At 67.3% G+C, this 20,388-nt stretch carries 16 protein-coding genes; 10 read left to right on the forward strand and 6 right to left on the reverse strand.

Annotated elements, in window-relative coordinates; translation table 11 throughout:
* Nucleotides 1-27: 27 nt before the first annotated feature.
* Both ACOFKW_RS09410 and ACOFKW_RS09415 read right to left on the reverse strand, forming a co-directional pair.
* Complete coding sequence (locus ACOFKW_RS09410) at nt 28-1,815, reverse strand: IlvD/Edd family dehydratase (RefSeq protein WP_419813893.1); 1,788 nt, start codon at nt 1,813-1,815, stop codon at nt 28-30.
* 198 nt (nt 1,816-2,013) lie between these two features.
* On the reverse strand, nt 2,014-2,751 hold the full coding sequence (locus ACOFKW_RS09415; RefSeq protein ID WP_419813894.1) for an IclR family transcriptional regulator: 738 nt from the start codon (nt 2,749-2,751) through the stop codon (nt 2,014-2,016).
* Between the two features lie 304 nt (nt 2,752-3,055).
* Between ACOFKW_RS09415 and ACOFKW_RS09420 the strand changes: the two genes are divergently transcribed.
* From ACOFKW_RS09420 to ACOFKW_RS09440, 5 genes are all read left to right on the forward strand, one after another.
* Complete coding sequence (locus tag ACOFKW_RS09420; RefSeq protein ID WP_419813895.1) at nt 3,056-4,327, forward strand: mandelate racemase/muconate lactonizing enzyme family protein; 1,272 nt, start codon at nt 3,056-3,058, stop codon at nt 4,325-4,327.
* Nucleotides 4,328-4,369: 42 nt separating this feature from the next.
* Entirely contained in the window at nt 4,370-5,365 is a 996-nt protein-coding gene (araD1, locus tag ACOFKW_RS09425; RefSeq protein WP_419813896.1) for an AraD1 family protein, read from the forward strand.
* Nucleotides 5,366-5,535: 170 nt separating this feature from the next.
* Nucleotides 5,536-6,099, forward strand: coding sequence for a GlcG/HbpS family heme-binding protein (locus ACOFKW_RS09430; RefSeq protein WP_419813897.1), 564 nt, complete (start codon nt 5,536-5,538; stop codon nt 6,097-6,099).
* Between the two features lie 362 nt (nt 6,100-6,461).
* Nucleotides 6,462-7,760, forward strand: a complete 1,299-nt coding sequence (locus ACOFKW_RS09435) for a sialidase family protein (protein ID WP_419813898.1) — start codon at nt 6,462-6,464, stop codon at nt 7,758-7,760.
* A 72-nt stretch (nt 7,761-7,832) separates the two neighbouring features.
* Nucleotides 7,833-9,392, forward strand: a complete 1,560-nt coding sequence (locus ACOFKW_RS09440) for an alpha-N-arabinofuranosidase (protein ID WP_419813899.1) — start codon at nt 7,833-7,835, stop codon at nt 9,390-9,392.
* Nucleotides 9,393-9,434: 42 nt separating this feature from the next.
* Here the strand turns inward: ACOFKW_RS09440 and ACOFKW_RS09445 are convergent, their stop codons facing one another.
* From ACOFKW_RS09445 to ACOFKW_RS09460, 4 genes are read right to left on the reverse strand one after another with little or no spacing between them, the layout of a single operon-like run.
* Nucleotides 9,435-10,316: an NAD(P)-dependent oxidoreductase gene (locus tag ACOFKW_RS09445; RefSeq protein ID WP_419813900.1), complete on the reverse strand. Its 882-nt coding sequence runs from the start codon at nt 10,314-10,316 to the stop codon at nt 9,435-9,437.
* The gene (locus ACOFKW_RS09450) at nt 10,313-11,491 is read right to left on the reverse strand and encodes an L-rhamnonate dehydratase (protein ID WP_419813901.1); all 1,179 of its coding nucleotides are present in this window, start codon (nt 11,489-11,491) and stop codon (nt 10,313-10,315) included. The genes ACOFKW_RS09445 and ACOFKW_RS09450 overlap by 4 nt, the downstream gene beginning before the upstream one ends.
* Entirely contained in the window at nt 11,488-12,771 is a 1,284-nt protein-coding gene (locus ACOFKW_RS09455) for an MFS transporter (RefSeq protein ID WP_419813902.1), read from the reverse strand. Before ACOFKW_RS09455 ends, ACOFKW_RS09450 begins: the two co-directional genes overlap by 4 nt.
* Nucleotides 12,772-12,774: 3 nt before the next feature.
* A complete protein-coding gene (locus ACOFKW_RS09460; protein WP_419813903.1) occupies nt 12,775-14,451 on the reverse strand; it encodes a GH39 family glycosyl hydrolase in 1,677 nt (558 codons plus the stop codon).
* Between the two features lie 407 nt (nt 14,452-14,858).
* Between ACOFKW_RS09460 and ACOFKW_RS09465 the strand changes: the two genes are divergently transcribed.
* From ACOFKW_RS09465 to ACOFKW_RS09485, 5 genes are all read left to right on the forward strand, one after another.
* Nucleotides 14,859-15,812 carry an NAD-dependent epimerase/dehydratase family protein gene (locus ACOFKW_RS09465; protein ID WP_419813904.1) on the forward strand — a complete coding sequence of 318 codons (954 nt, stop codon included), beginning with the start codon at nt 14,859-14,861 and terminating at the stop codon, nt 15,810-15,812.
* A 104-nt stretch (nt 15,813-15,916) separates the two neighbouring features.
* Entirely contained in the window at nt 15,917-17,029 is a 1,113-nt protein-coding gene (locus ACOFKW_RS09470) for a calcium-binding protein (protein ID WP_419813905.1), read from the forward strand.
* Nucleotides 17,030-17,238: 209 nt separating this feature from the next.
* The gene (gene rfbF / locus ACOFKW_RS09475) at nt 17,239-18,051 is read left to right on the forward strand and encodes a glucose-1-phosphate cytidylyltransferase (RefSeq protein ID WP_419813906.1); all 813 of its coding nucleotides are present in this window, start codon (nt 17,239-17,241) and stop codon (nt 18,049-18,051) included.
* Entirely contained in the window at nt 18,044-19,186 is a 1,143-nt protein-coding gene (gene rfbG, locus ACOFKW_RS09480; protein WP_419813907.1) for a CDP-glucose 4,6-dehydratase, read from the forward strand. The genes rfbF and rfbG overlap by 8 nt, the downstream gene beginning before the upstream one ends.
* The gene (locus tag ACOFKW_RS09485; protein ID WP_419813908.1) at nt 19,177-20,388 is read left to right on the forward strand and encodes an aminotransferase class I/II-fold pyridoxal phosphate-dependent enzyme; all 1,212 of its coding nucleotides are present in this window, start codon (nt 19,177-19,179) and stop codon (nt 20,386-20,388) included. Before rfbG ends, ACOFKW_RS09485 begins: the two co-directional genes overlap by 10 nt.

The raw sequence follows: 20,388 nt of genomic DNA on the forward strand, positions 1-20,388 counted from the left end.
CGGCCCTAGTGCCGTCCGGCGTCGGCCCTAGTGGTTGTGCCGGGGCACGCCGATCGTCTGGGCGATGCGCTGGAACTGCTCGGCGCCCTCCAGGATCGCACCGGTCGACAATTGCCCGACGACGGCGCGCTGCATCGCCTGCCACGGCGTCTGCGAGGCCGGATAGGGATAGCCGCCGCTCGCCGCCAGCACCCGCCGGCGCTCGGCCAGCTCGGCATCGTCGATCAGGACATTGGCGGTGCCGCGTGCCAGGTCGATGCGGACGCGGTCGCCGGTATGGATCAGCGCCAGCCCGCCCATCGCCGCCGCTTCGGGTGACGCATTCAGGATCGACGGCGAGCCGCTGGTGCCCGACTGGCGTCCGTCGCCGATGCACGGCAGGCCGCTGACGCCCTCGCGGATCAGGTAGGACGGCGGCCGCATGTTGACCACCTCGGCGGCGCCCGGATAGCCGATCGGGCCGGCGCCGCGCATGAACAACAGCGTGTCGGAGGTCACGCCGAGCGACGGATCGTCGATGCGCGCGTGGTAATCCTCGGGGCCGTCGAAGACCAGCGCGGTGCCCTCGAAGGCCTCGGGATCGTCGGGGTTGCTCAGGTAGCGGGCGCGGAATTCCGGCGAGATGACGCTGGTCTTCATGATCGCCGCGTCGAACAGATTGCCCGACAGGACGATGAAGCCCGCGTCCGCCAGCATCGGCTCGGCGAAGGGGCGGATGACCCTGTTATCCTCGATCGTCGCATCGCGGCAATTGTCGCCGATGGTACGCCCGTTGACCGTCAGCGCGTCCTCATGGATCAGGCCGGCGCGCATCAGCTCCGCCACTACCGCCGGCACTCCGCCCGCTCGGTAGAAGTCTTCGCCAAGATACTCGCCCGCCGGCTGCATATTGACCAGCAAAGGCACCTTGTGGCCATGAGTCTGCCAGTCACGGATATCCAGCTCGGTCCCGATATGCCGCGCCAGCGCCGCCAGGTGGATCGGCGTATTGGTCGACCCGCCGATCGCCGAATTCACCACGATCGCATTGAGAAATGCATCCCGGGTCAAAATGTCGGAAGGCTTCAAATCCTCCGCCACCATCTCCACGATCCGCTTTCCCGTCAGATAGGCAATTTCCTGACGATCCCGATAAGGCGCTGGAATCGCCGCCGCCCCCGGCAGCTGCATCCCCAAAGCCTCCGCCAAACTGTTCATACTCGTCGCCGTACCCATCGTATTGCAATATCCCGTCGACGGTGCCGACGACGCCACCAACGAGACAAATCCCGCCTCGTCGATCTCCCCCGCCGCCAGCATCTGCCGGGCTTTCCAGACGATCGTCCCCGATCCGGTCCGCTCCCCCTTGTGCCAACCGTTCAGCATCGGCCCGACCGACAGCGCGATCGCCGGAATGTTCACCGTCGCCGCCGCCATCAGGCAGGCGGGAGTGGTCTTGTCGCAGCCGATCGTTAGGACAACTGCGTCGAGCGGGTAGCCGAACAGGACTTCGACCAGGGCCATATAGGCGAGGTTGCGGTCGAGGCCTGCGGTGGGGCGCTTGCCAGTTTCCTGGATCGGGTGGACCGGAAATTCCAGTGCGATGCCGCCGGCTTCGCGGATACCTTCGCGGACGCGTTCGGCGAGGACGAGGTGGTGGCGGTTGCAGGGGGAGAGGTCGGAGCCGGTTTGGGCGATGCCGATGATGGGCTTACCGGACTGGAGTTCGGCCTGGGAGAGGCCGAAGTTCATGTAGCGTTCGATGTACAGGGCGGTCATGTCGATGTTGGTCGGATCATCGAACCAGGCGCGGGAGCGGAGTTTTCCGTTGGTCATCTGAGAGCTCTTCTGTGGAGAATGGGGTGGGATTAAACCCAGTTCGTGATTTGGGCGACAGGAATCACTTTGAAAAATTTCGGATCGAGGGTGTGATGAATACGGGAGATAAATTGGCGGTAAGTCGTTTGAAAAATTGAGGAAAATCTGGGGAGCGCAGGAAAGGCGGGGCAAGTTGTTGTTTTGCAAGGACTTTGCCTAGGCGTAGGCGTCTTCGCGGGGGTAGACGCGGGCGCTGATCTGTTCGGCGGCGAGGTGGAGCGCGTGGCGGACCTCGACCTGGCGGAGCGGGGTGAGGGCGCCCGGGTGGCTGGAGCTGGAGATCGCGGCGACGACGGCGCCCTGCTTGTTGCGGATCGGCACGGCGACGCAGCGCAGGTCGAGCTGGATCTCGCGGTCGTCGATGGCATAGCCCTGCTCGCGGACCCGCATCAGCTCGGCGCGCAGCTGGTCCTTGTCGACGATGGTGTGCGCGGTCAGCGGGATCAGCTCGCCCTCGGCCAGGAACTCCTCCAGGTCGGCGTCGGACAGGCTGGCGAGCAGCACCTTGCCGAGGCCCGAGCAATAGGCTTCCAGCTGGGCGCCGGCGCGCGACGGCACCTTGGCGCGGCCCTGCACCGCGAGATAGCTGACCATGCCGTCCTCGAAGATGCCCATCTGGACCGTGACCTTGTACCGGGTGGCGATATCGCGTGCGACGGTCGCGGCGCTGGTGCGCAGCAGGTCCTCGACGCTGACGCCCTTGGACAGGTCGAACAGCAGCATGCCGGGTCGATAGCGGCCGTTCGGCCCCTTGATCACCGCGCCGGTCGCCTGCAAGGATTGCACCAGCCGATAGCCCGATGCTTCGGGCATATTGGCGCGTCGGCTAAGCTCCCGGCAGGTCAACCATTCGTCGGGACGCTCGAAGGCCTGCAATAGTGTAAATGCCTTCAAGATGGATTGATTGATCGGCGTCGCCACGTTTCTCTCCCCGGACGTCCGTCTTGTTTTTTATTGGCGCGAGTATCTCGTTCTTTTTCATAAAGTCTAGTCGCGATGCTGTTTCGCCGACGCCTCCGGGACAGCTAACATCGCGTAATCATGCCGGGCGATACTCTCAACGGGTGAGGATAGTGCGAGTCGAGCCCGGTCAAGTCGCTTGGCGATCACGCCCGGAACAATGCTAGACTGGTCCGGCACGGTGCCACCGGCCGCAAGAGGCGGGGCAGCGCGCAAGATCCTTGGGGGACCCAGGCAGATGAAGCGTCGCGATTTCTTCATGGCTGCGGCGGTAGCGGGCAGCAGCGGCATGCTGCTCGCCGACGCCCCGGCAAAGGCCGCGCCCGTCGTCGGCGGCGGGCTGCCCAAGGCGAAGGTCACGCGCATCCGCTATTACCGCTCGCCGACCGATGCCGCGGGCCGCCCGGCGGTGCACACGTCGACGATCAACCAGAGCACCAACGTCGTCGTCGTCGAGACCGACCAGGGCCTGGTCGGCATCGGCGAGGGCGGCAGCGCCGACATCATGGAGCAATGCGCCACCCAGTTGATCGGCAAGGACCCGTTCCGGACCGAGCGGCTGTGGCAGACCATGTTCCGCGGCTATTTCTATCCCGCCGGCCGCGAGAAGACCCACGCCATCGGCGCCCTCGATGTGGCGCTATGGGACCTCAAGGCCAAGGCGCTGGGCCTGCCGCTGTACCAGTTGCTCGGCGGCAAGTCGCGCGACCATGTCGAATGCTACGCCACCGGCTTCGCCATCCCGGGGCAGCCCAACGCGAGCCACGGCGAACGCGCCCGCGCCTGCGTCGAGGCCGGATTTCGCGCCTATCGCCTCCATGATCCGGGCCTCGGCCGCACCTTCGACCGCTTCGAGCAGGTCCCGCGCATCGCCGCGATCTGCAAGGAGATCCGCGACGCGGTCGGCAAGGACGGCGCGTGGGCGATCGATTACCACGGCGAGTTCGACCTGACCGATGCCGTCAAGCTGAGCGAGGCGATCCAGCATCTCGGCCCCTATTTCTGCGAGGACCTGCTGCGCAGCGAGGACGTCGAGGGCTACAAGACCCTGCGCAAGATGGTGAAGGTGCCGATCGCGCTGGGCGAGGTGTTTTCCGACAAGTGGCAATGGACGACGGCGATCGAGAACGACCTGATCGACTATGCCCGCCTAACCGTCCCCAATGTCGGCGGCGTTACCGAGTTCATGAAGATCGCCGCGATGTGCGAGGCGCATTTCATCGGCCTGATCCCGCACTTCACCGGGCCGATCTCGGAGGCGACGCTGGTCCACTGCGTCGCCTCGACCTCCGGGCCGGCGCTGATGGAAATGGCGGGCGGCGGACGGCGCGAGTGGCCGTACCTGAAGCAGGGCTATGACTTCAAGGACGGCAAGCTGTGGATCAACGACCGCCCCGGCCACGGCGTCGAGGTCGACACCAGCAAGCTCCAGCTGATCGGCGACTATAAGGAAGCCTATACGGCGATCCCGACACTGGATCGGCCGGACGGTTCGTACACCAATTGGTGATGCCAATGACCTGCCTGCCCCGCACCGGAACGGAGTCGTAGAATGAGCCTTCGACTGGTCCAGTTGACCGACGCCGATGGCCGGCGTCGGCTGGCGGCGTATGACGACATCGCCGACGCGCGGCTGGTCGACGGCCATGACAGCGTCTACGGCCTGGCGATGTTCGCCATCGGCAGCGGGCAGGGCCTGGCGCAGGTGGTGCAGTCGAGCCTCGGCGACACCGTCGATATCGTCGCCGCCGATGCCGAGGGGCGGCTGCTGGCGCCGATCGACCATCCCGACCCGGCGCACCTGTACGTCACCGGCACCGGCCTGACGCACCTCGGTTCGGCCGAGGGTCGCGACCAGATGCACCGCGCCGCGAAGACCGGCGCCACCACCGACTCGATGCGGATGTTCCTGATGGGCGTCGAGGGCGGCAAGCCGCCGCTCGGCTCGGCCGGGGTCCAGCCCGAATGGTTCTACAAGGGCGATGGTTCGATCCTGGTCGGCACCGGGCAGCCGCTGCCGTCACCCGCCTTCGCCCTCGATGGCGGCGAGGAGCCCGAGATCGCCGGCATCTATGTCATCGACGGGGCCGGCCAGCCCCGCCGCCTCGGCTTCGCGCTCGGCAACGAATTCTCGGATCATGTCACCGAGCGCGGCAATTACCTGTGGCTGGCGCACAGCAAGCTGCGCCACGCCGCGCTGGGGGCGGAGTTGTTGAGCGGCGAGCTGCCGCAGGACGTGCGCGGCACCAGCAGCATCACGCGCGGCGGCGAGGTGATCTGGGAGCGGCCGTTCCTGTCGGGCGAGGCGAACATGTCCCACGCCATCGCCAACCTCGAGCATCATCATTTCAAATATGGCATCTTCCGCCGCCCCGGCGACGTCCACGTCCATTTCTTCGGCACCGCGACCCTGTCCTTCTCCGAAGGCATCCAGCCGCAGGAGGGCGATATCTTCGACGTCCGGGCCGCCCCGTTCCAGCTACCGCTCCGCAATCCGGTGCGGCAGGAAACGGAGCCGGACACGATGATCGTCGTGACCGCGCTGTAGGGCCGACGGCGACCCTGGCGGCGGGCTGGCCGCAATGGCGATCGAAGCCGGGTCGCGAACCTGTCGCAACCAAGCTATCTAACGATGTCTAAACGCGACGAATCAACTAATATCCGGCCCGCCGGTCCGATCTGTGGGACCAACGGCCAAGCAACGATGGAGCTCGTCAAATGAAGCACGCCGGCCTGATCACTCTCGCACTCGGCCTTCTCGCGACTTCGGCCATGGCCCAGACGCCGCCACCGCCCCCGGGCCCCCCGGCCGCACCGCCGCCGCCCGTCACCGGCCCCGCCGGCATCGGCGCCGCCAAGGCGTTGACCCCCGACATGGAAGTGCCGCTGGAGCAGGCGATCGACGCGGCACGCACCGCGCTCGAGGCGTGCCGCGCGATCAACTCGGCAGCGGTCGTCGGCGTCGTCGACCTCAACGGCAACTTCAAGGTCCTGCTGCGCGCCGACGGCGTCGGACTGCCGTTTTACGAGTTCATGCGCCGCAAGGCCTATACCGTCCTCAAGAAGGGCATGGCGTCCGGCGACTTCGGCGCCCTGCCGCAGAACGTCGGCCTGCCGCGCACCGCGGTCATCGAGGGCGATCCCGGCCTGATCGTCTTCCCCGGCGCCGTGCCGATCAAGCGCGGCCAGACCACCATCGGTGTCCTGTCCGTCTCCGGCCCGACCGGCGGCGCCAACGACATGAAGTGCACGACCGCCGGCATGGCGAAGTTCCACCTCTAGGCCGACCGGGCGCCGCGCCGAACCCTCCGCCCGGATGGCTCAGCGCGGCACCACCGGCGTGTAAAGGCGGTGGCGCGCCACAGTGCCGGTGCCGACGCCCGGCGTGTCGGACAGGTCAGCGGCGGACTAGATCGCGCCGGATCGCGACGGCGCCGGGCTGCTCCCAACACCGCACGGGTCACGGCCAGCAACGATTTACGCGGCCCGGTTCCGGGCGATGCCTGTACTTGCGTTGCGTAAATACAGATGCTGCTCGTGTGGCGCGGTCTGCTATGTTCGCCCGATAAACGTACCGGGTGTCGAGACGAGCGAGCGCATCGACATCTTGTGCAACAAATCGATCGAGCTGGGGAGCGAGACAGATGAACATCCGGATGCTGTTGGCAGGCGTGGCGGTGACCGTCGCCCTGTCGCCGATGATCGTGCCGTCGGTGGCGGCGCAGCCGGCGGTGACGATCGTGCCGTTGCAGGGGCCCGCCAACCAGGCCAATCCGGCCGAGCGACTGAGCGCGCCGCTGCCGGTCCGCTTCACCTCCAAGATCGGCTTTTTCGACTCCGACCCGGCGCTCGGCGCGAGCTATCCGCGGGTCATCCAGCTTGGACACTTCGCCGGGGGCAAGGGCGAGTTGCTCGCGACCTTCGCGCGGCGGGGGCCGCTGCCGATCTATCGCAGCACCGACAACGGCGAGACCTGGAGCTTCGTGTCGGAGGTGCCGAACATGCGCGGCCAGCCGGCCCTGTACGAACTGCCGCGACAGGTCGGGACGTTTCCGGCCGGCACGATCATGGCGGCGGGGACGGTGGAGGAGGCGCCCGGGGCGACGCGCCATGCGATCAAGCTGTCGTACAGCACCGACGGCGGCCGCACCTGGACGCCGCTGAGCACGATCTCGGAGGGCGGGGTCGGCAGCTATGACCCGGTCAACCGCGCCGGCCTGTCGGACCAGAGCCCGGTGTGGGAGCCGTTCCTGTTCGTCGATACGCGGGGTCGGCTGGTCGCCTATATCTCGAACGAGGGCTTCAAGAAGGACGGCTATAGCCAGCTGCTGGAGCACAAGGTCTCGCCCGACGGCGGGCGGACCTGGGGACCGGCGGTCAACGACGTGGCGATCGGCGACGGCCTGACCCGGCCCGGCATGGCGGTGGTCACCCGCGGCGGCGACGGCACCTATTTCATGAGCTACGAGGTCGTCGGCAAGGCCGGGGTGGCGCTGGAGCCGCGCAGCAACCTGGCGCATTTCCGCACCTCGCGCGACGGGCTGAACTGGGGCGACCCGGCCGATCCGGGGGTGTTCATCCAGGATCGCTGGCGGCAATACGCCAATGGCACGCCGTACATCGCCTGGTCGCCCTGGGGTGGTCCGAACGGCACGCTGATGGTCACCGGGCGCTCGATCATGCGCTACGAGGTCGGGCGGATCGGCAACGGCATGATGATCAACCGCAACAACGGCCGCGGTGCCTGGACGCTGATCGAGACGCCGATCGTCTATAACCCGGCGAACGACGGCTATAGCCACACGATGATCCCGCTGGGGAACGGGCGCGAGGTGCTGCAGCTGGTGTCGGTCAACAACCGCATCGCCTATGCCAAGTTCGAACTGCCGGAGACGCTGCCGGTGACGCCGTTCGCCGGAGGCTGGGTGCCGCCGCTGCGCTGATGGTGCGACGGCCGCTTGCCAGCGTCGGGGCGGCTGCTATCTGTTGTCGGACAAAAGCAAAAGGGGAGTTCGATGCTAGAGGCGATCAGGCAGGCGGTGGTGGCGACGGTCGCCGGGGCGTTGCTGGTCTCGGTGACGCCGGTGGCGGCGCAGGGCCAGGCGGCAACGGCGCAGATGACCGTGAACGGCGACCAGCCGGGCGCCCATGTCAACCGCGAGATCTTCACCCAGTTCGCCGAGCATCTCGGCCACGGAATCTATGAGGGGGTGTGGGTGCCGCCGGGCTCCAAAATCCCCAACGTGCGCGGCGTCCGGACCGACGTGCTGGCCGCGCTCAAGGAGCTGGCGGTGCCGGTGGTGCGCTGGCCGGGCGGCTGCTTCGCCGATGAATATCACTGGCGGGAAGGCGTCGGCAAAAAGCGCCCGGTCAAGATCAACACCCATTGGGGCGGCGTCACCGAGCCGAACAGCTTCGGCACGCACGAGTTCATGCATTTCGTCCAGCAGCTCGGCGCCGATCCCTATGTCTCGGGCAACGTCGGCAACGGCAGCCCGGAGGAAATGGCGGAGTGGGTCGAGTACATGACCTCGCCCGCCGGCACCCTTGCCGACGAGCGCGGCAAGAACGGCCACAAGGCGGCGTGGAAGCTGCCCTATTTCGGCATCGGCAACGAGCTTTGGGGCTGCGGCGGCAACATGCGCGCCGAATATGCAGCCGATGTGACGCGGCGCTACGCGACCTTCATCAAGACGCCGGAGGGCACCAAGATCGCCAAGTTCGCCAGCGGCGCGAACACCGACGATTATAACTGGACCGAAGTCATGGTGCGCGAGACCGCCCGCCAGATCGACGGCATCACGCTGCATTATTACACCGTCCCCGGCTCGTTCAAGAACAAGCAGTCGGCGACCCAGTTCGACGAGAGCGGCTGGGCCGAAACCATGGCGAAATCCTATCGCATGGAGGAACTGGTCACCAAGCATTCGGCGATCATGGACAAATACGATCCGGCGAAGCGCCTGTGGCTGGTCGTCGACGAGTGGGGCACCTGGTACCTGAACGAGCCGGGCACCAACCCGGGCTTCCTGTACCAGCAGAACACCGTCCGCGACGCGGTGGTGGCGGCGATGAACCTCAACATCTTCGCCAAGCACGCCGACCGGGTGAAGATGACCGCCATCGCGCAGATGGTGAACGTGCTGCAGGCGATGATCCTGACCGACGGCGCCAAGATGCTGAAGACGCCGACGTACCACGTCTTCCACATGTACAAGCCGTGGCAGGACGCGACCAACATCCCGATCGAGATCAAGTCGCCGTGGTACAGCAAGGACCAGTGGGTCGTGCCCGCGGTCACCGCCTCCGCCGTGCGCGACAAGGCCGGGCAGGTGCATATCGGGCTGGCGAACGCCGACCCCAACACGACGATCACGGTGACGACGGCGCTGACCGGGATCACGGCGACGACGGTGTCGGGAACGGTGCTGACCGGCGGCGCGATGAACGCGATGAACACCTTCGACCAGCCGAACACGGTGGTCCCGCAGCCGTTCACCGGGGCGCAGCTCGGTACCGGCGGACTGACCATCACCCTGCCGCCGAAGTCGGTCGTCGTCCTCGACCTGAAGTAATCGAACCGGGCGGGCGTCACGCGACGCCCGCCCGGAGCTCGATCAGCCGGCGCGCAGCGGCTCGATCACCGTGGCGATGTCGTCCTGCCCATGCCCCTCGCGCTCCGCCGTCTCGAAGCGGTGCAGCGCGGCCTGAGCCGACTCGAGCGTGATGCCCGACGCGGCGAAGGTGGCGATGGCATAGCGCAGGTCCTTGGCCATCAGCGACACGAAGAAGTTGGGCGTGAAATCCCTCTCCGCCATGCGCTGCGAGACGCCCTTGACCAGCGGGCTGCCCGGCGCACCCTGGGTCAGCACGTGCAGCGTCGTCGCCATGTCGAGGCCCGAGCGCTCCGCCATCGCCAGCGCCTCGGCCAGCGAGCCGACCTGGATGCTGCACATGAAGTTGTTGATGATCTTGATCAGCGCGCCGCTGCCCGCCGGGCCGATCGTCAGTGCCTCGCTGCCCATCGCGTCGAGCGCCGGGCGAGCCGCATCGAGTGCATCCGCGTCGCCGCCGACCAGGAAGCGCAGCGTTCCGCCCTCCGCCTGCGCCCGGCTGCCGGTCACCGGGGCATCGATGAAGCGCACCCCGGCGTCGCGTGCCTTGCCGGCCAGCGACCGCGCCCATTCCGGGGTGATCGTGCTCGACTCGATCGCAACGGCGTGCGGCGCCATCGCGGCCAGCGCGCCGTCGCTGCCGAGCCAGACGTCGCGCGAGGCATCGTCGTCGGCGACCATCACGACGACGTAATCGGCGCCCGCCGCAGCCTCGGCCGGCGTCGCGGCGAGGTGCGCGCCGCGTTCGACCAGCGCCGCCGCCTTGTCCGGATTGCGATTATAGACGGACAGCGCAAAGCCTGCCGTCAACAGATTGCCCGCCATGCCCGCGCCCATCAGGCCGAGGCCCAGCACGGCGGCACGCGGCTTCGATCCCTGGCTCATCCGATCACCTTGAACTTGGCAAGTGAAGCTTCGTCGATTTCCAGGCCGAGGCCGGGCAGATTGTCGTCGAGGTCGATGTAGCCGTCCTTGGCCACCGGTTCGCCCTTGAAAATGTACCAGAACAACTCGTTGCCGACCTCGACGTCGACCGGCGGGAAGTATTCCGCGATCGGGCAGTTCAGGCTGGCCATGGTGACATGATAATTGTGCATCTGCCCGGCGTGCGGGACGACCGGGATCGAATGCGCCTCGGCCAGCGCCGAGATCTTGCGCGCCGCGGTGATGCCGCCGACGCGGTTGGTGTCGAACTGGATATAGTCGACGGCGCGCGCCTCGATCAGCTGGCGGAAGCCGTACAACGTGAACTCATGCTCGCCGGCCGCGATCGGCGTGGTGCCGAAGCGGCGAAGCTCGGCATAGCCGTGCACGTCGTCGGGGATGATCGCCTCCTCCAGCCAGCGTAGGTTGAACGGCTCGATCAGCCGCATCATGCGCTTGGCATAGTCGAGGCTCCAGCCCATGTAGGCGTCGGCCATGACGTCGATGCCGTCGCCCACCGCCTCGCGCACCGTGCGCACCAGCTCGACGTTGCGGACCATGCCCTCGGCGCCGTCGGTCGGCCCCCAGCCGAAGCGCAATTTCATCGCGCCATAGCCCTCGTCCTTGTAGCGCCTGGCCTCCGACGCGAGCTCCTCCAGCGGGATCGAGTAGAGCCGGCTGGCATAGACCGGGATGCGCGCCTTGGTGCGGCCACCCATCAGGCGGAAGCACGGCTGGCCCGCCGACTTGCCCATCAGGTCCCAGATCGCGATGTCGAGCGCGCTGATCGCCACCATCGCGATGCCCTTGCGCCCGAACGCCATCGTCGCGCGGTACATGTGCTGCCACAGGAACTCGCTGTCCCAGGGGTCCTCGCCGATCAGCAGCGGACCGAGGTGCGAGTCGATCAGCTGCTTGGTCGACAGCGGCGCCAGCGCGGCGTTGCCGATGCCGACCAGGCCCGCGTCGGTGAAGATCTCGACGACCAGCCAGCCGTGGAAGGTGAAGGTCTGCATCGTCTCGGGCGACAGGCGCGGCGCGACGAGGTCCATCGGGTTGGTGCAGAAATGCGGCGGCAGCGGCGCGGTCTCCCCGGCCCACTGGACGACGCGCGTGCGAACTTCGGTAATCTTCAACGTCCGGTCTCCAAGGCAGAATAGGGCGTGATGCGCGGCACGGCGATGCAGATCAGCACGAACGCGATCACATGGAGCGACGCGGCGATGACCAGCACCGGTGTATAGGTGAAACCATGGTCGAGCATCCAGCCCGCGGCCTGTCCCATCGCGACGCCGCCGAACGCCCCTGCCAGCCCGACGATCCCGGCCGCGCGGCCGAGCACGGCGACCGGCGCGATGTCGGTGGGCAGCGTCATGATCAGCGTCGACCAGCTCTGCTGTCCGAAAAAGGCGAGGCTGAACAGCACCATGACCTGCCAGATCTCGGGCGCGGCGGGGACCAGCATGACCCAGGGCATCATCGCCGCGCTGGCGCCGAGCGCGACCTTGCGGGCGTAGTTGATCGTCTTGCCGCGGCGTTGCAGGTGACTGGACAGCGTACCGCCGACCAGGCAGCCGACGCCCGATGCCGCATAGGGGATCCAGCCGATCGACGCGGCTTGCGCCAGGTCGAAATGGCGGACGTCGAACAGGTATTTCGGCAGCCAGAACAGGTAGAAATACCAGGCGGCATCGGTCAGGAACTTGGCGCAGGCGATCCATAGCAGCGCCCGCGGGATCGCGACGCGCGCGGCGCTGACGGCACGGGGCACGGCCGTGGCGATCGGCGGCGCGCCGACGATCCACCAGGCCGACCACAGGAGGCCGAGTAGCCCGGTGAGGAAGAACACATAGCGCCAGCTCGCCAGCCCGAATCCGTGCGCGTGCATCAGCACCAGCGCGATCAGCGGCGGCGCGATCACCGCGCCGACCGCGGTGCCGGCGTTGACGATGCCCATCGCCGCGGCGCGGTCCTCGGGCTTGAACCATTCGGTGATGGCGCGCGTCGCCGCCGGAAAGCCGCCGCCCTCGCCGGCCCCGAGCAGCAGCCGGCTGGCGGCGAGTGCGAGGACGCCGCCGGCAAGGCCGTGGCTGGCGCAGGCCAGCGACCAGAACACCATGATGACGACGAAGCCGCGCCGCGTTCCCAGCCGGTCGAGCAGCCAGCCGCCGGCGAGGTACGACAGGCCGTAGGTGACGAGGAAGGCCGAATCGAGCGCGGCCTTGATCTGGTTGGTGATCGGGATGTCGGCCTGGATGTTCTTCAGCGCCCAGGGCAGCGTCTGGCGGTCGAGGTAGCTGATCGCGATGGCGCAGGCGACGAGCACCGCGCCGTACCAGCCGGCCCGGCCGGTGCGGCCGGCTGGCCAAGGCCGTGCCGCGCTGCCCGGCAGTTTCGCGAGGCTGTCGTCGTGCATGCCTCAGTCGAGCTGGACGAAGGCGACGCCCTGTCGCGGCACGCGCAGTTCCAGCGTCGCGGCGCCCCGGACGACCTTGAGCGGCTGGTGCGCGCCGGGCGTGAGCTTCGACGCCTGTTCGAGCTCGGCGACCTGGTGCTCGTTCGGCGACTGCGGCGAGCCCATCGCCTTCCAGGCGGCATAGGCGTTGGCATGGTCGGCATCGACGTTCCACACCGTCGCGTGACTGGCCTTGCCGCTGTGCGCGAACGACAGCTGGATGGCGGCATCGGGACCCGGCAGGTCGTCGTCGTGGTAATGCCAGACCAGCACGCCGATGTTGCCGCCCGGCCCCCTGGTCGCCAGCGCGCCGACATCGGGGTCGGCGCGGACGCCCTTGGCGACGACCGCGTCAAGGTCGAGCTGGTGGTCGCTGGTCGCCTCGATCCGCTCCGGGCCGAGCTTCGACATCATCCGGAAGACGTTGAGCACCGGCAGGTCGATGCCGTTGGTGGCAAGCTGGCGGTAACCGGCGAACCACGGCTGGTCCTCGAAGGTGAAGGACCAGGCGAGGATGCCGTCGAGCGTCACCTTGCGCCGGCGCGCCAGGTCCCAGATCCGCGCCATGCTGGCGGCGGTGTAGCTGGAGTACATGGTGCCGTTGCGATAGGCGTTCTGCGGTCCCGGACAGGCGGCACAGCCCTCCGGATCGCTCTCGCCGATGACGATCGGCTTGGTGCGCAGCGACGGCGCCGCGGCGGCGATCTTGGCAAAGCCCTCGTCGACCTGGCTCAGATGGCGGCCGATGCCCATGCGGACATGACCGTCGACGAACAGCGGCTGCCCCTTGGCGTGGAACGACAGGAAGTCGGTGGGCGTGCCGACGGTGCCGGTGGCGGCATTCTGGCCCGACACGACATGCGCCAGGAAGCCGTCCATCAGCGCACCGCCGGGCCCCGCGGAATCCGGGCCACCGACGCGCGCCGTCGGCAGGGCGCGGCGCACGCCGTCGACGGCAAAGTCATGGAGCTTGTAGAATTCCTCGTGCGTGCCCTTCCAATAGGCCGGGCCGTTCGCCTCGTTCCAGACCTCGAAATACCAGGTCTCGACCTCCTTGCGGCCGTAGCGCTGGACGTTGTGGAGCGTCCATTGATAGATCAGCTCTCGCCATTTGCCGTAGTCCTTGGGCGGATAGCCCCAGCCGCCGCTGATCAGGTCATAGCTGTAGCCCGGGCGCCAGCTGTGCTGGTACGGCACGCTCGCCGGTGCGCTGGACAATGCCTTGGGCATGAAGCCGAGTTGGAGGTAAGGCCGCACGCCATTGGCGCGGTAGGTGTCGATGATGCGGTCGACGACGGTCCAGTCATAGATCGGCTTGCCGTCGGCATCCTCCTTGTAGATGTCGGTGCTGCCCCATTTGAACGCCGAGGTGCCGTCGCCGGTGTTGAGCAGATTGTGCGTGCGGAAATAGACTTCGTTCGGCCTGAGGCTGCCGAGTTCACCGATAAGTTTGCGGCCGTCCTTCATCGTCGCGTAATTGGGCTCGTCGGCGCCGAAGAACCGCCAGGCCGGGGGCAGGGCGCCTTCCGACCGCGCGGCGTCGACCCGGATCGTGACCTGGAAGCTGGTGGTGGCGGCGGTCGCCGCCTGCGCCACGAAGGCGGCAGCGAGAGCGGCTATGGCCGGGCGAGCAAGTCTCAAAGCGATCCTCCAAATGGCCATCAAGGTCGATCGTGTCGCGTTGAACCCTGCGGCCATGACTAGGAGGAGGGTCGGGCGCGGACAAGACGCCGGGGCGATGCGGTGCCGGGCGGGGGCGTGCGGACCGGCCTTTATGCTCGCGGAGTGAGAAGTCGGAGGGATTTGCCGGCGCCGGCACCGCACTGCTGTCCACGCGGCGGTGTTCGCCAACGGGGCGCTGCCGCTCGACCGGATCGAGGCCGGGGTCGATGCCTGAATCGCCCGGACGAGGTAACGTCATCGACGAACGCGCTGGCCACTGACATTATGGAGTAGCGGCGAGCGCAAGATAGAGCCTGCATACCCAGGATGTCGCTTTGCCGGACCGGCGCCGCAACGTAGGGCGGTCGAGGCGGAATTGGAGCGGTATGACGATTTGCATAACCGGCGCAGCGGGTTTTATCGGGGCGGCGACGGCACTTGCGCTGCTCGATCGCGGCGAGACCGTGATCGGCTTCGATAATCTCAACGCTTACTACCCGGTCCAGCTGAAGCGCGATCGGCTGGCGCGGCTCGCCGGGCCGCGCTTCACCTTCGTCGAGGGTGACCTGGCCGACATGGCGGCGTTGACGGCGCTGCCCGAAACCGATGCCATCATCCACCTCGGCGCGCAGGCCGGGGTCCGCTATTCGCTCCAGCAGCCGCATGACTACGTCCAGAGCAACCTGGTCGGGCATCTCAACATGCTCGAACTGGCGCGCGCCCGGCAGACTCCGCACCTGGTCTATGCCTCGTCGTCGTCGGTCTATGGCGGCAATTCGAAGCTGCCGTTCGCGGTCGGCGACGCGGTGGATCACCCGGTCTCGCTGTATGCCGCGACCAAGCGTGCCGACGAATTGATGAGCGACAGCTACGCGCACCTGTTCGGCATCCCCCAGACCGGGCTGCGCTTCTTCACCGTCTATGGTCCGTGGGGGCGCCCCGATATGGCGCCGTGGATCTTCACCGACGCGGTGCTGCGGGGCCGTCCGATCCGCCTCAACAATGGCGGGCGGATGAAGCGTGACTTCACCTATGTCGACGACATCGTCGCGGGCGTGCTGGCCGCTCTCGACCGCCCGCCGTCGGGCCCGCGCCCGCACCGCATCTACAACCTCGGTAACGACCGCTCGGAGGAGCTGACGCGCTTCCTGTCGATCATCGAGGCGTCGACCGGCAAGCGCGCCATCGTCGAGGAGGCGCCGCTGCCGCCCGGCGACGTGCTGGAGACGCATGCCGACATCACATCGACACGGGCCGACCTTGGCTATGCGCCGGCGACCAGCCTCGACGTCGGGCTGCCGCGCTTCGTCGACTGGTACCGCGGATATGCCGGGCTCTAGTCTCGAAGCCTGTCCGTCCGGCCTGAAACCGCGCCAGTCCGAAGCGCGAACTTTCCCATCGGTAACCCTTCGTCGCTAGTCTGGCTCCGCGAATCGGAGACCCCATGACGACGATCACTGGAACGATGGCCTCGGAAACGATCAACGGCAGCGCCGGGGATGACCTGATCTACGGTCTTGCCGGCGACGACCTGATCTTCGGTCGGACGGGCAGGGATACGCTCGACGGCGGCGACGGCAACGACCGGCTCGATGGCGGACCCGGCAACGATCGCCTTCTCGGCGGCCTCGGCAACGATGTCCTCGACGGCGGCGACGACAACGACTGGCTCGATGGTGGCGCCGGTAACAATCATTTGCTCGGCGAGGCCGGCAACGACACGCTGATCGGCGGGTCGGGACGCGATTACCTCGATGCCGGTGTCGGCGACGACCTGATCTATGCGGGCGGGGGCGACGACGGCTTCTTCAACGAGATCGACCCGGCGACCGGCTTGCTGACCACCGAGGCAGTCGCCGGCGGCGCGGGCAACGACACGATCTACGGCGAAGGCGGCAACGACAAGCTGAAGGGCCAGTCGGGCGACGATGTCGTCGATGGCGGCGACGGTGACGACCGCGTCGACGGCGGCGACGGCAACAACCACCTCTATGGCGGCACGGGCGACGATATTCTCGACGCCGAAAACGGGCGCGACACGCTCGAGGGTGGCGACGGCAAGGATCGTCTCCAGGCCGGGGCGGGCGACGATGTCGCTTATGGTGGCAACGGCAACGACTCGATCAGCGGCGAGGATGGCAACGACCTGCTCTCAGGCGGCAACGACAACGATTTCATCTACGCCGGTGCCGGCAACGACACGCTGCAGGGCGATGCCGGCAACGATACGCTGCTCGGCGAGCTGGGCGCGGACCGGCTGTTCGGCGGAGCGGGTGCCGACTGGTTCGTGTTCAAGGGCGCCGGGGCGCTCGACGGTGGCGACCGGATCGAGGACTTCCAGGACGGCATCGACCGCATCGTCTTTGAAAAGCTGGGCATTTCTTCGTACCGTGCCGGTGGAGCGAACGGCACCGTGTTTGCCCATGACCTGCCCGACGGCAACGTCCAGCTCGACGCCGTAACCTCGTCGGGCGGCCATTTCTCGACCCTCGTTGCCGACCCCCAGGGCGTGCTCAGCGCGGCCAATTTCACCGCCATCGACTTCCTGTTCGCCTGACCCGCAACGATTACGGCTTAGCCCTGCTGCCGGTGGGCGATGTCGCATGCCCTTTCGGCCTATCGCCCACCCCTATGGGTAGGTTCCTGAATGTCACGATACCGCCAATTACCAAATAGTTAATACAGTCCCAGCGAGTGCGTGGGGGCACGCCGGGCAGCGGAACCACCGTTTGTTTGGTGATCCCCTGTGAAGCAGGGAGGGGCATCATGCAGGTCGTGCTTCTGGCAGGTGGACTGGGTTCACGGCTGGCCGAGGAAACGGTTCGTGTTCCCAAGCCGATGGTCGAGGTCGCGGGGCGGCCGATCATCCTTCACGTCATGGATGTCTACAGCCATTGGGGGCATCACGACTTCATCGTCGCGTGCGGCTTCAAGGCGATGATGATGAAGGCCTTTTTCCAGGGCCTGCACCTGCTCAACAATGATTTCACCATCGCGCTGGGCAACGGCGAGATGACGCTGGCGCCGTCGGCGACGACCGACTGGCGGGTGTCGGTGGTCGACACCGGGCTCAACACGATGACCGGCGGCCGCCTGAAGCGCCTGCGTCCGTGGCTGCACGATACGACCTTCATGGTCACCTATTCCGACGGTGTCGCCAATATCGACATCGACGCGCTGCTCGCCTTCCACCGCAGCCACGGCCGGCTGGCGACGGTCAGCGCGGTGCAGCCGCCGGCGCGCTTCGGCAACCTCGAGCTGACCGGCGACAAGGTCAGCGCCTTCACCGAGAAGGTCCATTCGCAGGAGACCTGGATCAACGGCGGCTTTTTCGTCTTCGAGCCCGGCATCTTCGATTATCTGAGCGGCGACGAGGAGCCACTCGAGCAGGCACCGTTGACGCGACTGGCGGAGGACGGCGAACTGTTCGCTTACCGCCACGCCGACTTCTGGCATCCGATGGACACGGTCCGCGACCGCGACCACCTCGAGCGGCTGGCGGGTACGGCAACGCCGCCGTGGCTGAACTTTCCGGTGCGCGACCTTGCGCCAAAGCCCCTGGAACTCGCGCATGCGTGACGGGCGGCAGCCTGGTTTCGACGAGGTCGCGGTTCGCCGTGCGCTCGCCGGCCGCCGCGTGCTGATCACCGGTCACACCGGTTTCAAGGGCGGCTGGCTGGCGCTGTGGCTCAGGCGCCTCGGTGCCGAGGTCGTCGGCGTGGCGTTGCCGCCCCCGGTCGGGCCGTCGCTCGCCGGTGCGATCGCCATCGACCGGCAGGTCGACAGTCGGATCGGCGACATCCGCAGCCGCGACAGCTTTGCCGCCGCGCTGGCCGGCTATGACGCCGAACTGGTCTTTCACATGGCGGCGCAGGCGCTGGTCCGGCACTCGATCGCCGACCCGGTGGACACGTTCGCCACCAACGTCGTCGGTACCGCGACGGTGCTGGAGGCGGCGCGGCACATGCCCAGCCTGAAGGCGGTGGTCGTCGTCACCTCCGACAAATGCTATGACAACAAGGAGTGGGACTGGGGCTACCGCGAGACCGACCCGATGGGCGGCTCCGACCCGTACAGCGCCTCCAAGGGTTGCACCGAGCTGGTCGCGGCATCGTACCGCAAGACGTTTTTCGCGCATCCCGGTGGACCGCAGTTGGCGACGGTGCGCGCCGGCAACGTCATCGGCGGCGGTGACTGGTCGGCGGATCGACTCGTTCCCGACATCGTTCGCGCCGCGCTTAAGGGCGTGCCGGTCACCATCCGCAACCCCGCCAGCGTGCGGCCGTGGCAGCATGTGCTCGATGCGCTTGCCGGCTACCTGACCGTCGCGTCGCGGCTGGTCGGTGGCGAGGCCGGCGAGGCCTGGAACTTCGGCCCGGATACGGCGGGCGTCGCCGATGTCGCGACGCTGGCCGGCGCCGTCGCCGATGCCTGGGGGCCGGGCGGGCCGCGCTTCGTCTTCGGTGCCAATGGCGACCAGCGCGAGGCGAAGTTGTTATCGCTCGACAGCAGCAAGGCGCGGGCCCGACTCGGTTGGGCGCCGACGCTCGACCGCGCCGCGACGATCCGCTTCACCATCGACTGGTACCGCGCCTGGGCAGCCGGGCAGGCCGACATGACGGCTTTCACCAACGCCCAGATCGCCGCCTTCGTCGCGACGGGCGACCAGCATGATTACGAACTCTCGGCAGGGAAGTTGAAACAATGCGCGTGAACTATGGCCAGACGGTCCACGGCGAACCTGAGATCGACGCCGTTGTCGATGTGCTGCGGACCTCGACGCAGCTCGGGCCCAACGTCAAGGAAATGGAGCGGCGCGTCGCCCGCCTGTTCGACAAGCGCTTCGGCATCATGGTCAACTCGGGCAGTTCGGCGAACTTCCTGGCGATCAAGCTGCTCGACCTGCCGCACGGCAGCGAGGTCATCACCCCGGCGCTGACCTTTGCCACGACGGTCGCGCCGATCGTCCAGAACGGGCTGATACCGGCCTTCGTCGACGTGACGCCGGGCACCTACAACATCGATGTCGATGCGATCGAGGCGATGATCGGGCCGAACACCAAGGCGATGATGATCCCGTCGCTGATCGGCAACCTGCCCGACTGGGGCCGCATCCGCGAAATCGCCGACCGGCACGAGCTGATGGTCGTCGAGGACAGCGCCGATACGCTGGGCGCGACGCTGCACGGCCGCAGCACCGGATCGCGTGCCGACATCAGCACCACGAGCTTTTACGGCAGCCACGTCATCAACGCCGGCGGGACGGGCGGCATGGTCTGCGTCGACGACACGGCACACCAGCGCCGCGCCCTGCTGCTGCGGTCGTGGGGTCGGACCTCATCGCTGTTCGGCCAGTCGGAGACGATCGAAAACCGCTTCAACGTCACCGTCGACGGCATCCCCTACGACGCCAAGTTCGTCTTCGAGGAGCTGGGCTACAACCTCGAGCCCAACGAGATGGGCGCGGCGTTCGGCCTCGTCCAGCTCGACAAGCTCGACCAGAATATCGCGCAGCGCGAGGCGGCGTTCGCCCGTCACTTCAAGTTCTTCTCGGCATTCGAGGACTGGTTCGAGCTGCCGCGGCAGCTGCCGCACGCCCGGACCGGCTGGCTGGCCTTCGCCCTGACGGTCCGCGAGACCGCGCCGTTCACCCGCCGCGACCTGCAGATCTATTTCGAAGAGCGCGACATCCAGACCCGACCGGTGTTCACCGGCAACATCCTGCGCCAGCCAGCGATGCGCGGCGTCGAGGTGCGGACGACACCGAACGGCTATCCGGTCGCCGATGCCGTGATGCGCGGCGGTATCCTGATTGCCTGCCACCACGGGCTGGAGGACGCGCACTTCACCTACATGCACGAGACGTTCCAGAAGTTCGCCGACCGGCACCGCGCGCTGGCGACGGCGGCGGAGTGA

The sequence above is a fragment of the Glacieibacterium sp. genome (genome assembly GCF_965200405.1).
Classification (GTDB): domain Bacteria; phylum Pseudomonadota; class Alphaproteobacteria; order Sphingomonadales; family Sphingomonadaceae; genus Glacieibacterium.

Excerpts from the sequence above, each read along its gene's own strand:
- ACOFKW_RS09410 (WP_419813893.1), bottom strand. The coding sequence starts at position 1,815 with ATGACCAACGGAAAACTCCGCTCCCGCGCCTGGTTCGATGATCCGACC.
- ACOFKW_RS09420 (WP_419813895.1), top strand. The coding sequence starts at position 3,056 with ATGAAGCGTCGCGATTTCTTCATGGCTGCGGCGGTAGCGGGCAGCAGC.
- rfbG (WP_419813907.1), top strand. The coding sequence starts at position 18,044 with ATGCGTGACGGGCGGCAGCCTGGTTTCGACGAGGTCGCGGTTCGCCGT.
- ACOFKW_RS09465 (WP_419813904.1), top strand. The coding sequence starts at position 14,859 with ATGACGATTTGCATAACCGGCGCAGCGGGTTTTATCGGGGCGGCGACG.
- ACOFKW_RS09435 (WP_419813898.1), top strand. The coding sequence starts at position 6,462 with ATGAACATCCGGATGCTGTTGGCAGGCGTGGCGGTGACCGTCGCCCTG.
- ACOFKW_RS09440 (WP_419813899.1), top strand. The coding sequence starts at position 7,833 with ATGCTAGAGGCGATCAGGCAGGCGGTGGTGGCGACGGTCGCCGGGGCG.
- ACOFKW_RS09470 (WP_419813905.1), top strand. The coding sequence starts at position 15,917 with ATGACGACGATCACTGGAACGATGGCCTCGGAAACGATCAACGGCAGC.
- ACOFKW_RS09430 (WP_419813897.1), top strand. The coding sequence starts at position 5,536 with ATGAAGCACGCCGGCCTGATCACTCTCGCACTCGGCCTTCTCGCGACT.
- araD1 (WP_419813896.1), top strand. The coding sequence starts at position 4,370 with ATGAGCCTTCGACTGGTCCAGTTGACCGACGCCGATGGCCGGCGTCGG.
- ACOFKW_RS09455 (WP_419813902.1), bottom strand. The coding sequence starts at position 12,771 with ATGCACGACGACAGCCTCGCGAAACTGCCGGGCAGCGCGGCACGGCCT.
- ACOFKW_RS09485 (WP_419813908.1), top strand. The coding sequence starts at position 19,177 with ATGCGCGTGAACTATGGCCAGACGGTCCACGGCGAACCTGAGATCGAC.
- ACOFKW_RS09445 (WP_419813900.1), bottom strand. The coding sequence starts at position 10,316 with ATGAGCCAGGGATCGAAGCCGCGTGCCGCCGTGCTGGGCCTCGGCCTG.
- rfbF (WP_419813906.1), top strand. The coding sequence starts at position 17,239 with ATGCAGGTCGTGCTTCTGGCAGGTGGACTGGGTTCACGGCTGGCCGAG.